This is a genomic window from Phenylobacterium sp., assembly GCF_035276905.1.
Lineage (GTDB): Bacteria > Pseudomonadota > Alphaproteobacteria > Caulobacterales > Caulobacteraceae > Phenylobacterium.
In genome coordinates this window covers 1-12469 of record NZ_DATELG010000041.1, presented here as the reverse complement: position 1 = coordinate 12469, position 12469 = coordinate 1, and the positions used below count along the sequence as shown (strand labels likewise).

Below are 12469 nucleotides of genomic sequence, written 5' to 3'. Positions count from 1 at the left end.
GGGGATGTCGATGTTGTCGACGCCGATGCCGGCGCGGCCGACGACCTTCAGGTTCTTGGCCGCGGCGATGACGTCCTTGTCGGCCTTGGTGGCCGAGCGGACGGCCAGGCCGTCGTACTGGTGGATGATCTCGAGCAGCTGTTCCTTCTTCAGGCCGGTGCGCACGTCGGCGTCGACGCCGCGCTCCCGGAAGATGGCGACGGCGGCAGGCGACAGTTCGTCAGCGATCAGCACGCGAGGCATGCGAGGTCTCCTTCAGGAGAGGCGGCGCCCCTTGGCTCAGGGACGCCGCCCAATTCGATTGGGCGAGTTCAGTACGGTACGAGGTCGGGCTCAGGCGCGGCTCAGGCCGCGGCGAGCTCGGAGACGACGGTCTGGAAGGCCCAGTCGAGCCACGGCGTCAGCGCCTCCAGGTCGGAGGAGTCGACGGTGGCGCCGCACCAGATCCGCAGGCCCGGAGGGGCGTCGCGGTAGCCGGCGGCGTCGAGGGCCGCGCCTTCCTTTTCCAAGAGGCCGGCGAGCTTCTTGGCGAAGTCCGCCTGCGCGGCTTCGTCCAGGCCCGTGACCCGCGGGTCGACCACCTTCAGGCACACCGAGGTGTTGGAGCGGATCGCCTTGTCCGCGGCCAGGAACGCCACCCAGGGGGTCTTTTCCACCCAGGCGTCCAGCACCGCCAGGTTGGCGTCGGCGCGGCGCTGCATCTCGGCGAGGCCGCCGATCTGCGACGCCCACTTCAGCGCGTCGATGTAGTCCTCCACGCAGAGCATGGACGGCGTGTTGATCGTCGCGCCTTCGAAGATGTCGGCGCTCAGCTTGCCGCCCCCCCCTTCGACCTTTTTCGTCATGCGGAAGAGCTTCGGCATCGGCCAGGCCGGCGTGTAGCTCTCCAGCCGGGCGACCGCGCGCGGCGACAGGATCAGCACCCCGTGGCCGCCTTCGCCGCCCAGCGCCTTCTGCCAGGAGAAGGTGACCATATCGAGCTTCTTCCACTCGAGCGGCTGGGCGAAGGCGGCGCTGGTGGCGTCGCAGATCACCACGCCCTCGCGGTCGTCGGCGATGAAGTCGGCGTTGGGCACGCGCACGCCGGACGTGGTGCCGTTCCAGGTGAAGACCAGGTCGGCGTCCTTGCGCACCTTGGTCAGGTCCGGCAGCTGGCCGTACGGAGCGTCGAGCACTTCGGCCGGGATCTTCAGCTGCTTGGTGACGTCGGTCACCCAGTCCTTGCCGAAGGATTCGAAGGCCAGCAGCTGCACGGGCTTGGGGCCCAGCATCGACCACATCGCCATCTCGACGGCGCCGGTGTCGGAGCCGGGGACGATGCCGATCAAATAGTCGTCGGGAACCTCGAGCACCGCGCGGGTGCGGTCGATGGCGTCCTTCAGACGCGCCTTGCCGAGCTTCGAACGGTGGGACCGCCCAAGCACTGCGTTGGCCAGGTTTTCCGGGGACCATCCGGGGCGCTTGGCGCACGGACCGGACGAAAATTCAGGGCGCGCCGGACGCATGGCCGGCTTGGCGGTCGTCATAGTGATGTCTCCCATCCTTACAGATGGGCTGCGCCCCGTTGGGAGGGCGTGGCCCAGGGCGCAAAAGCCCGGGTTTGCGCTGCAATGCAAGTCTTATTTGCGCCGCGGCATGATGATGTAACCTAAAATTGTATGGAATATACTGCTCTCGCATGAATTAATCGTGCGGGTGCAAGTGCTTGTGTCGGGAAGTGCACGTCGGAAGCGAAGCGTTAGGGAATGCGAAGGTAAAGACGAACTCCGGATCGGCGCCAGAAGAGACATGAGTAGAGCCAAGAGCCAGGATGGCGGCGCTTCAGTGGTCACCTTCCACGCGCGTGTGGCGGGCGTCGGACTGATCACGACCGTCGTCGTGCTGGCCGCCGCGTGCGCGGTCTTCCTCATGCAGCAGTGGGCGGTGGCCCGCGCCGAGGCTCATCGCCACCACGACTCCCTGGCCGGCTTCACCGCCACCGCGGCCGCCCGCCCGTTCGCGGCCGGCGAATGGGTCAAGCTGAACGGCGCGATGGGCGATGCGCTGGCCACCGCGCCGGACGTGGTCGCCGTCAGACTGATCGACCCTCGCGGCCGGGTGCAGAGCCAGTACGTGCGCCAGGCGGCCCCCGATCCCAAGGAGCGCCTGGAGATCATCCGCCGGCCGATCGTGGTCGACGGCCGCCGGATCGGCGAGCTGGCGATGACGGCGGTGGTGCCAGGGGTCGCGCCCCTGCTGCCGAAGTTCCTGGCGCTGACCTTCATGCTGCTGTTCAGCGGCGTGGGCGTGGCGCTGTTCCTGTCCCGCAGCCTGGCGCACCGGGTGATCGCGCCGGTGCAGAAGCTGTCCCAGGCGATGAACGCCGTCGCCGAGGGCGGCGAGTTCCAGCCGGTCGAGGTGGCCGCCCAGGACGAGCTGTTCCGCAGCCTCACCGCCAGCTTCAACCACCTGATCGCCAAGCTCGCCGAGCGCGAGGAGGATCTGAAGCGCGCCATGCGCGAGCTGGAGCAGGCGCGCGACGCAGCCAACGCCGCCAACGTGCTGAAGACCCAGTTCCTGGCCAACATGAGCCACGAGATCCGCACCCCGCTGAACGGCGTGCTGGCCATGGCCGAGGTGATGGCCATGGGCGAGCTCGAGCCGGTCCAGCGCGATCGCCTGCAGATCATCCGCCAGTCCGGCGGCCTCTTGCTGGCGGTGCTCAACGACGTCCTCGACCTGTCGAAGATCGAAGCCGGCAAGCTCACCCTGATCAGCGAGCCGTTCGAGCTGGAGCCGACCATCGGCTCGGTGGTCGAGAGCTTCGGCGTCATGGCCCGGGGCAAGGGCCTGGACTTCCAGGTCGAGGTCGAACCCGCCGCCGCCGGCTGGTGGGAAGGCGACCCCGACCGGCTGCGCCAGATCGTCGGCAACCTGCTCTCCAACGCCGTCAAGTTCACGCCCCAGGGCGAGGTCGCCGCCAAGCTGGACATCGCCCCGGCCAGCGGGGCGCTGCGCCTGACGGTGCGCGACAGCGGCGTCGGCATCGCGCCGGAGAAGCTGCCGGTGCTGTTCGAGAAGTTCACCCAGGCCGACAACTCCGCCACCCGCCGGTTCGGCGGCACGGGCCTGGGCCTGGCCATCTGCCGCGAGCTGACCCAGATGATGGGCGGCTCGATCAACGTCGAGAGCCGCGAGGGCCACGGCTCGACCTTCATCGTCGAGCTGCCGCTGCAGCGCTGCGAGGGCGCCGAGGCCGAGCCCGCCGACGCCGTGCGCGCCGAACAGGACGGCCTGCGCCTGCTGGCCGCCGAGGACAACGCCACCAACCAGCAGGTGCTGGCCGCGGTCATGGAATCGCTCGGCATCGACATCGACATCGTCGCCGACGGCAAGCAGGCAGTGGAGGCCTGGGGGGCGTTCACCTACGACCTGATCCTGATGGACATCCAGATGCCGGTGATGGACGGCATCGCCGCGGCCCGCGCGATCCGCGAGGCTGAGCAGGAGCGAGGCCGGGCGCGCACGCCGATCATCGCGCTCACCGCCAATGCGCTGACCCACCAGATCGAAGAATACATGGCCGCCGGCATGGACGGCCACGTCGCCAAGCCGATCGAGATCGCCAAGCTCTACGAGGCGATCAGCGCCGCGCTCAACGCCGCCGCCACCGGCGGCGACGCCGCCTCCGTCGCCGCCGCCTGACGCCTTTATCAAGCTGAACCGCGGACAACCGGCGCCTCAGACATCGAGTGGGCCGTACGCCGCGGCGACGGCTACGACCGGCGCCGGTAGCTTAGAATTCCCTTTTATGGGGAGGGAAGGGGTGTCAGAGCCGAAGCCGGCTTTCGACCACCGTCACCGCCTGGCCGCGCAGGGCGACCCGCTCGCCCCGCGCCTCGCAGACGAGGTCCCCGCCGCGGCCCGGGTAAGCCTGGTGGAACGCTGCCTGCGGGCGGCCGAGCTTGTCGGCGAACAGCGGCGCCAGGATGCAGTGCAAGGAGCCGGTGGTCGGATCCTCCGGAATGCCCGAGCCGGGGGCGAAGAAGCGGTCGACGACGTCGTAGCCGCGCCCCGGCTCGGCGAGCGCCGCCACGCCGACGTTGCCCCGCCCAAGTTCGGCGGGTCTGGCGATCTCGTGAAGGGCCGCGAGATCGGGCTTCAGACCACGAACAGCGGCCTCGTCCGCCAGCAACACGACCAGATAGTTGGCCGCCCACACTTCCAGCGGCTCGGCGCCGAGCGCCTCGGCAAGGCCCGGCGGCGGCGCAATCCGCGCGGGCGGCTTGGCCGGGAAGTCCATCTCGTAGCCGCCTTCGCCACGCGCCACGGTGAGCGCGCCGGACAGGGTGTCGAAGGTGATCCGTTCGGCTTCGAGGCCGAGCTCGGCGAACAGGACGTGGCCCGCCGCCAGCGTCGCATGGCCGCACAGTGGCGGCTCGATCGCCGGCGTGAACCAGCGCAGGCCGAACCGCGCCGGATCGCTGGTGCGCAGCAGGAAGGCGGTCTCGGCCTGGTTGTTCTCCGCCGCCAGGGCCTGCATCCACGAAGCCTCCGGCCAGGCGTCGAGCGGCTCCACGACGCAGGCCGGATTGCCGCGGAACGGCTGGGCGGCGAAGGCGTCGACGGTCCACTGGCGCATGACGTGCTCCTGTTGCGGAGCTTGCAGATGGGGAGGGGCGGGCGGGTGTTCAATTTCCCTTAATGGGGAGGGGATGAGCGTGAAGCGGTCAGGGGTGGGGGAGTATGGGCTAAACGCCGAGCTTGTAGCTTGATCCACACTGCCCCACCCTGCGCGCCTGAAGGCGCGCTGTCCCTCCTCATTAAGGAAGGGAAGATCTCAGCGGCCAGCCGTGGTCGAGCGGCCCGTGGCCCTGACCGAAGCCTGGGGCGTGCAGCATCGCCTGGTGGACGTAGTCCCAGGCGCGGGCCACGGCTTCGACCAGCGGCAGGCCCTGGGCCAGGCCCGTGGCGCAGGCCGAGGCCAGGGTGCAGCCGGTGCCGTGGGTGTGGCGGGTCGCCAGCCGCTCGCCCTCGAACAGCGTCTCGCCGGCCGGGGTCATCAGCACGTCGGCGACGCGCTGGCCGGGGACGTGGCCGCCCTTCATCAGCACCGCGGCGGCGCCGGCCTTCAGCAGCGCCTCGCCGGCGCGGCGCAGGTCGTCGGTGGTCTGGACGGAAAGGCCGGTCAGCGCCTCCGCCTCCGGCGCATTGGGGGTGAGCAGGGCCGCGCGGGGGACCAGGGCCGAGCGCACCGCCGCCACCGCCTGGTCGGCGAGGAGAGCCGTCCCGCCCTTGGCGGTGATCACCGGATCGATCACCGCAGGCACGCCGGCCGCCCGGTCCAGCACGCGGGCGACCGCCTCGACCATGGCGAGGTCGCCCAGCATGCCGGTCTTCAGCGCGTCGGCGCCGATGTCGTCCAGCACCGCGGCGGCCTGGGCCTCGACGACTTCAGGCGGGATCGGGTGCACGCCGCTGACGCCCAGGGTGTTCTGCACGGTGATGGCGGTGATGGCCGTGGCGGCGTAGCCGCCGAGCGCGGTCACGGTCTTGATGTCCGCCTGCACGCCTGCGCCGCCGCCGGAATCCGAGCCGGCGAGGATCAGGACGCGGCCTTGGGGCTTGGTGGACATGGCGGGGGAATAGCGCGCGGGTCGGCGGTTGTCAGTCCCGCGCCGCGGCGACCGCCTCCCAGACCCGCAGCGCCTGGACCGTCTCGCGCACGTCGTGGACGCGCACCGCCGCCGCGCCGGCCGCGACGCCGGCGAGCGCCGCGGCGATCGATCCGCCCAGCCGCTGGTCGGGCGGCGCTTCGCGGTCGAGCTCGGCGATGAAGCGCTTGCGGCTGACGCCCAGCAGCACGGGGAAGCCGAGGTCCACGATCCGCGCGAGGCCGGCGATCAGCGGCAGGTTGTGGCGGATCGCGTGCTTGCCGAAGCCCACGCCGGGATCGAGCCAGATGCGCTCGCGCGCCACGCCCGCGGCCATGGCCGTCGCCGCCCGCTCGGCGAGGAACTCGGCCACCTCGGCCACCACATCCTCGTAGGCGGGCGCGGCCTGCATCGTCCGCGGCTCGCCCTTCATGTGCATCAGCACCACCTCGCAGCCGAGCTCGGCTGCGGTGGCCAAGCTGTCCGGCGCGTGGCCGAGCGCGGCGACGTCGTTCCACATGGTGGCCCCGGCGGCGACGGCCGCACGGGCGACCTCGGGCTTCATGGTGTCGATGGAGATCGGGACGGCGCTGTCGGCGCGGATCGCCCGGATCACCGGAACGACCCGGGCGATCTCCTCGTCCGCGGGGACGGGCGCGGCGCCCGGCCGGGTCGACTCGCCGCCGACGTCGAGGATGTCAGCACCGTCGGCCAACAGCCGGCGCGCGTGCTCGACGGCGGCTTCGGTGGTCCGTCCGCCGTCGGAGAAGCTGTCCGGCGTGGCGTTGACCACGCCCATCACCTGAACCGGGCGCGCGAATCTCTCTGGGTTTGCGGGCAATTTCGGCTCCGAACGCGGCGTTGCGACCGGATTAAACCATGCGCCCGCCCTCGGCGAGGATCGCCGCCCTCGCATTCAAGGTCGCCCACTGGAAGTTGCAGGCGATCGGCCATAACGTCGTTTTCCGATCGGCGGAGCGCGGGGGGTGACGTGAGGCACCGGGCAGAGAAGCCTCCCGCCTGTCCGCGGGACCCGTCGGACGCCAAGCTCAACGCCCTTCAGCGCGGCTGGCTGGACGTGGTCGAGGCCGTCTCCAACCTCGGCGCCGTGCCGCTGATCGTCCTGCTCATGGCGATGGTGGGCTTTCTGTTGCTCGGCACTCAACAAGGCGCCGACCTCGCCCACAGCCTGCTCGAGGACGGCCGCGGCTGGCGCGCCCCCTGGGTGAAGAGGCTCATGCTCGTCTTCACCAGCCTGCTGCTTGGCGGCGCCGCCTGGTTCTGGTCCCGGCGGATGGTCGAGGACGCCTGTGGCCCCCGAGACGACTGGCGCCCGAGGTGGCTGCTGGCGTGGTTTCCGCGCCTGCTCGGCGCACTGCCCTTCGCCTTCGCGGCCGCCGCCGTGATGCGCAGCGGGGAAAAGCTCGGGGCCGTCGCCGCCCTGATGGCGGCCCTGGGCGTCGGCTTCGCCGGCCTTCTCGCGGCGCGCAAGTCCATCGAGGCGCGGATCGAGCGACGCGCGCCGGCCTTCTCCCGGGCGCGTCGCGAACGGATCGCGACGCTCTACGTCCGCGCCAGCCTCGCCCTCGCCGGGGCGATGATGCTGTGGATCAGCCTCGCGCCCGTGCGGCTGGCCCAGACCCTCGGGGCGATCGGCGTCCTCTACATGGGCGTGGGGCTGATCATCCCGGTCCTGGCCTGGGTGATCCACCGGGGCCGGCGCTGGCGGCTGCCCGTCATGGGGTTCCTGATCGTCATGGCGGTCCTGTGGAGCTGGGCCGGAGAATGGATCGGCGACAATCACGCGGCCGGTCGGCGCGCCTTCGGCGGCGGCTGGGACCGCGGCCCCCAGGCGGGCGGCCGCCCCACCTTCCCGCAGGCCTTCGACGCCTGGTGGAGCGCAGCGCCCGGCCCGCCCGGTGATCCGAAGCCCATGATCGTCGTGGCGGCCGCAGGCGGGGCCTCGCGCGCCGGCTACTGGGCTGCGACCGTGCTCGGCGACCTGCAGGACGCGTCCGGCGGACGCTTCGCGCAGAGCCTGTTTGCGATCAGCTCCGTCTCCGGCGGGTCCGTCGGCGCCGCCGCCTTCGTCTCGCAGCTGCATGACAATCCCACGGCCGGCGGCCGTTTCGGCGCGGCGGTGCGCGAGACCGCCGGCGGCGACTTCCTGAGCCCGGCGCTTGCGGGCCTGCTGTTTCCCGACCTGGCGCAACGCTTCCTGCCGACGGTTCCGCTCGGAGATGGCGCTGTGCTGGCCCTGCCCGACCGCGCCGAGGCGCTGGAGAAGGCGTTCGAGGAGGGCTGGACCGACCACTGCCGCCACGTCGCCTGCCGCCGGCCGCGGCTGTGGAGCGAGCCGCTGCAGGCCCTGTGGAGCGGTCCGTCGCGTCGCGTGCCGCTGTTGTTCATCAATGGCGAGCGACAGGAAGACGGCCGGCGCGTCGTCACCTCGCGGGTGATCGTCGATTCCACCGAGTTCCCGGACGCCGTGGATTTCTACGCCGCGACCCAGGCGCGAGACCTGGCCGTCTCCTCGGCGATCCACAACGGCGCCAGGTTCCCGGTCATCAGCCCTGGCGGCGTCCTGCTGGACCAGCAGGGACGGCCCAACGGGCGTGTCCTCGACGGCGGCTACTTCGAGAACAGCGGCCTGACCACCGCGGCCGACATCGTCCATGCGGCCCTGCTGCGGGCGAAGGCGACGAACCAGCCGATCCGCCCGATCGTGATCGAACTCAACAACGACAGCGACATCAGTCCGACGTCGCCCGCGTTCTACCGCGCTGGGCGGGCGCCCGACTGGCACGCCCTGGTCACGTCCCCCACGGACTACTTCCTCAGTGACCTCCTGGGCCCGCTCGCGGGCCTCGCCTCCAGCCGCGATGGCAGAGCCACCCCCGTCGCCATCAATCTGGCGCGGGAGCTCGGCCCGGACTATTTCCTGATCCGGCTGTCGAACGTCTGCGACGGAGCGAAGCCCTCGCCGCGCAAGGCGCCGATGGACTGGGTGCTCTCCGAGGACGCCAAGAAGATCATCCGCGACGCCAGCAACTGCCAGGCCTCGAACAAGGCGGCCCTCGCCCAGGTCATAGCCGCCCTTCCGCCGAGATAACGGACACGAAAAAGGCGGCCCCTTTCGGCGACCGCCTCGATCTGGTCAGGCGCTTGGGCCTCACGCCGGCTCGGGATCGGGCCGGGGCGAGAGCGGCACCGAGACCGCCGGGGTCGCCGGGCGCTTCGCCTCGGGCTCGTCACGCACCGGGGGCACGCCCTTCAGTGCATTGACGATCTCGTCGCCGGTCAGGGTCTCGTACTCGAGCAGCGCCTTGGCCAGGGTGTGCAGCTCCTCCATCTTCTCGGTGAGGATGCGCCGGGCCTCCTCCTCGCCGGCCTTGACCAGGCGCTTGACCTCCTGGTCGATCAGCTTGGCGGTCTCTTCCGAGACGTTCTGGTTGCGCGCGACGGAGTGGCCGAGGAACACCTCCTCCTGGTTCTCGCCATACTCGACGGCTCCCAGCAGGTCGGAGAAGCCCCACTTGGTGACCATGGCGCGGGCGAGCTTGGTCGCCTGGCCGATGTCGGAGGAGGCGCCGGAGGTCACCTTCTCCTTGCCGAAGATCAGCTCCTCGGCGACGCGGCCGCCGAACAGGATCGCCAGGCGCGAGGTCATCTGCTCGTAGCTCATCGAGAACTTGTCGCGTTCCGGCAGCTGCATGACCATGCCGAGCGCCCGGCCGCGCGGGATGATGGTCGCCTTGTGCACCGGGTCGGTGGCCGGCACCGACAGCGCCACCAGGGCGTGGCCGCCCTCGTGGTAGGCGGTGAGCTTCTTCTCGTCCTCGGTCATGACCATGGACTTGCGCTCGGCGCCCATCATGACCTTGTCCTTGGCGTCCTCGAAGTCGCGCTGGGTGACCATGCGGCGGTTCTTCCGCGCGGCCATCAGGGCGGCCTCGTTGACCAGGTTGGCGAGGTCCGCGCCGGAGAAGCCAGGCGTGCCGCGGGCGATCACCTTGACGTCGACGTCGGCGGCCAGCGGCACGTTCTTCATGTGCACGCGCAGGATCCGCTCGCGGCCGTTGATGTCGGGGTTCGGCACCACGACCTGGCGGTCGAAGCGGCCCGGGCGCAGCAGCGCCGGGTCCAGCACGTCCGGCCGGTTGGTCGAGGCGATGACGATGATCGCCTCGTTCGGGTCGAAGCCGTCCATCTCGACCAGCAGCTGGTTCAGCGTCTGCTCGCGCTCGTCGTTGCCGCCGCCGAGCCCCGCGCCGCGGTGGCGGCCGACAGCGTCGATCTCGTCGATGAAGATGATGCAGGGGGCGTTCTTCTTGGCCTGCTCGAACATGTCGCGCACGCGGCTGGCGCCGACGCCGACGAACATTTCCACGAAGTCCGAGCCGGAGATGTAGAAGAACGGCACGCCCGCCTCGCCCGCGACCGCGCGGCCCAAGAGGGTCTTGCCGGTGCCGGGCGGGCCCACCATCAGCGCGCCCTTGGGGATCTTGCCGCCCAGGCGCTGGAACTTCTGCGGGTCCTTCAGGAAGTCGACGATCTCTGTCAGCTCTTCCTTGGCCTCGTCGACGCCGGCGACGTCGTCGAAGGTCACGCGGTTCTTGTTCTCGGTCAGCATCCGGGCCTTCGACTTGCCGAAGCCCATGGCCCCGCGCGCGCCGCCCTGCATCTGCCGCATGAAGAAGATCCAGACCCCGATCAAGAGCAGGATCGGCAGGCTGTTGAGGATGAAGCCCACCAGGGTGAAGCCGCCCGCGGGCTTGACGGAGATGTCGGCGCCTTGGCCTTCCAGGCGCTTGACCAGGTCGTCCTGGTTGTTCGGCGTGACCGCGGTGAAGGTGCGGCTGGAGGCGTCCTTCACCTCGACGGCGGAGCCGCGGATCACCGCCTGCTTCACCTCGCCGGCGTTCACCTTGGACAGCAGCTGCGAGTAGGTGATCTCGCTGGCGCCGGCCGCGTGACCGCCTCCAGTCATCATACTGTAGAGGCCGATCAGGACGACGACGACGACGCCCCAGATGACGAGATTGCGCAGGTTCATCGATTGGACCGTTCGGAAGTTCGAGCCGGACAGTGCGGCCCTGACAGTAAAGGAACAGATAGGACGCTGACCTGGGTTCTACCAGGAAGCCGGTCTGCCGCGCGACGGAAGATCGCGCCTTGACCATGGAAACAGAAAAGGCCGCGCCTTGCGGCGCGGCCCTTACTACATGGGTGCTGATCCGGTCAGGCCAGCGCGGCCTTAGCGGCTGGGCTTCTTCGGCGCCGCGATCAGGCCTTCGCGCTGGGCGCGCTTGCGGGCGAGCTTGCGCGCCCGGCGCACGGCTTCCGCCTTCTGGCGGGCGCGCTTCTCGGACGGCTTCTCGTAGTGCACGTGACGCTTCATCTCGCGGAACGAGCCTTCGCGCTGCATCTTCTTCTTCAGCGCCTTGAGGGCTTGGTCGACGTTGTTGTCGCGGACGAAAATCTGAACCAGGGCTATCTCTCCTGTTGCGCGCTTGGACCGCCCGGCCCCCTCGTCCCTCTTTTTCAGGGGCGGCGGCGAGCGAACAAATAGGTTTCGACAAAAGTAAAGGACCCGCAGGCGGGAAGCCTCCGGGTGGAGCCGGGCGCAATAGCAGATGGGGATTGCGATGTCCACGCCGCGACGGCGTGATCCGACTAAGCTAGGATAGTCGGCATGACCGAAACCGCCGACTGGATCCGCAACGCCGAGCAGCAGGTGCTGGACCAGGCGATCCGCCTCGCCCCGCTCGAAGGCTGGACCGCGCGCATGGCCGGCCTAGCCGGACGGGCGGCGGGTTTCTCGGACGGCGAGACCGAGCTCCTGCTGCCGCGCGGGCCCGCCGACCTTGCGGCCCTGCTCTCGCGCCGCCACGACGCCCGTGCGCTCCTGATGCTGCAGCCGGTCGATCCCGAGAATTTGAAGATCCGCGAACGGATTTCGAAGGCGGTGGAGGCGCGCATCGACGCCGTGGGCGACGACGAGTCCGCCGCGCGGCGCTGGTGCGGCTGGCTGGCGCTGCCGCAGAACCTGGCGCTCGGCGGCCAACTGGCCTGGGAGAGCGCCGACGTGCTCTGGCGCTGGGCCGGCGATGTCGCCGCCGACGAGAACCACTATTCCAAGCGCGCCCTCTTGGCCGGCATCCTGACCGGCGCGGTCGCCATCCGCCTGGGCGCCGGCCGCGGCCAGGCCCTGCGCTTCGCCGCCCGTCGAATCGACGACGTCATGCGCTTCGAGAGGTGGAAGGCGAAGGCTGGCGTCGATCCGCAGGCGCTGATGCACAAGGCCGCCGCGGCGCTCGGGCGGATGCGCTACGGCCGCGGCGAGCCCGGTGAAACCACCACGCCCGGTCTTTGATCCGACCCGCAACTCCCCCGCTCATCCCGGCTTTCGCCGCCGGGGCGGAGGGTGGGTCTTCAGCTGTTCCGATCAGCCCGCGCTCGCGGGGCGGAGGGGCTCAAATCTCATGGCGGCAGGCTCGCATCTCGCGATGCGTTCGGAAGGCCGGGAGGTCCTTTCGGGAGGCTTGCCGACCGGCGCTTACGACCCGTTGCCGACCTCTTGAGAGCCGGTAAGCTCCAGGTATGGAACCGCTCGAAACCGATCGCTTGCGACTGCTGCCGCTTTCAATCGACGATGCGCCTGCGATCCAACTTGCGTTTCCGAAGTGGGAGATCGTGCGCTGGATGGATGCGGTGGTTCCCTGGCCCTATCCGGACGACGGCGCGGCGAGCTACGTTCAGTATGTGGTATTACCCGCGGTCGAAGCAGGCAGGGCTTGGCATTGGAGCATCCGACCGAAGGATCAAATTGAACG

The 12469-nt window shown here is 70.0% G+C and carries 10 protein-coding genes and 1 pseudogene; 4 read left to right on the top strand and 7 right to left on the bottom strand.

The features are described from left to right. Both VJS38_RS01535 and VJS38_RS01530 read right to left on the bottom strand, forming a co-directional pair. A pseudogene (locus VJS38_RS01535) lies at positions 1-243 on the bottom strand (phosphoglycerate dehydrogenase); the annotation flags it as partial. Between the two features lie 101 nt (positions 244-344). After that, the gene (locus tag VJS38_RS01530) at positions 345-1532 is read right to left on the bottom strand and encodes a phosphoserine transaminase (RefSeq protein WP_324086392.1); all 1188 of its coding nucleotides are present in this window, start codon (positions 1530-1532) and stop codon (positions 345-347) included. A 256-nt stretch (positions 1533-1788) separates the two neighbouring features. Between VJS38_RS01530 and VJS38_RS01525 the strand changes: the two genes are divergently transcribed. Beyond that, on the top strand, positions 1789-3684 hold the full coding sequence (locus tag VJS38_RS01525; protein ID WP_324086391.1) for an ATP-binding protein: 1896 nt from the start codon (positions 1789-1791) through the stop codon (positions 3682-3684). Positions 3685-3808: 124 nt separating this feature from the next. Here VJS38_RS01525 and VJS38_RS01520 read toward each other — a convergent pair whose 3' ends face one another. From VJS38_RS01520 to folP, 3 genes are all read right to left on the bottom strand, one after another. Continuing rightward, positions 3809-4621, bottom strand: a complete 813-nt coding sequence (locus tag VJS38_RS01520) for a PhzF family phenazine biosynthesis protein (protein ID WP_324086390.1) — start codon at positions 4619-4621, stop codon at positions 3809-3811. A gap of 181 nt (positions 4622-4802) precedes the next feature. Continuing rightward, positions 4803-5615 (bottom strand): bifunctional hydroxymethylpyrimidine kinase/phosphomethylpyrimidine kinase, encoded by an 813-nt coding sequence (gene thiD, locus VJS38_RS01515; RefSeq protein ID WP_324086389.1) that lies wholly within the window; start codon positions 5613-5615, stop codon positions 4803-4805. A 31-nt stretch (positions 5616-5646) separates the two neighbouring features. Then, positions 5647-6432 (bottom strand): dihydropteroate synthase, encoded by a 786-nt coding sequence (gene folP / locus VJS38_RS01510; protein ID WP_324086388.1) that lies wholly within the window; start codon positions 6430-6432, stop codon positions 5647-5649. 192 nt (positions 6433-6624) lie between these two features. Between folP and VJS38_RS01505 the strand changes: the two genes are divergently transcribed. Next, complete coding sequence (locus tag VJS38_RS01505; RefSeq protein WP_324086387.1) at positions 6625-8745, top strand: hypothetical protein; 2121 nt, start codon at positions 6625-6627, stop codon at positions 8743-8745. A 60-nt stretch (positions 8746-8805) separates the two neighbouring features. Here VJS38_RS01505 and ftsH read toward each other — a convergent pair whose 3' ends face one another. Together ftsH and rpsU are read right to left on the bottom strand one after the other, a co-directional pair. Further along, the gene (ftsH, locus tag VJS38_RS01500; protein ID WP_324086386.1) at positions 8806-10689 is read right to left on the bottom strand and encodes an ATP-dependent zinc metalloprotease FtsH; all 1884 of its coding nucleotides are present in this window, start codon (positions 10687-10689) and stop codon (positions 8806-8808) included. 201 nt (positions 10690-10890) lie between these two features. Continuing rightward, complete coding sequence (gene rpsU / locus VJS38_RS01495) at positions 10891-11124, bottom strand: 30S ribosomal protein S21 (protein ID WP_111275467.1); 234 nt, start codon at positions 11122-11124, stop codon at positions 10891-10893. Positions 11125-11328: 204 nt separating this feature from the next. Between rpsU and VJS38_RS01490 the strand changes: the two genes are divergently transcribed. Both VJS38_RS01490 and VJS38_RS01485 read left to right on the top strand, forming a co-directional pair. Beyond that, entirely contained in the window at positions 11329-12009 is a 681-nt protein-coding gene (locus VJS38_RS01490; protein WP_324086385.1) for a COQ9 family protein, read from the top strand. 227 nt (positions 12010-12236) lie between these two features. Continuing rightward, a partial coding sequence (locus VJS38_RS01485; RefSeq protein ID WP_324086384.1) for a GNAT family N-acetyltransferase occupies positions 12237-12469 on the top strand: 233 nt, incomplete at its 3' end.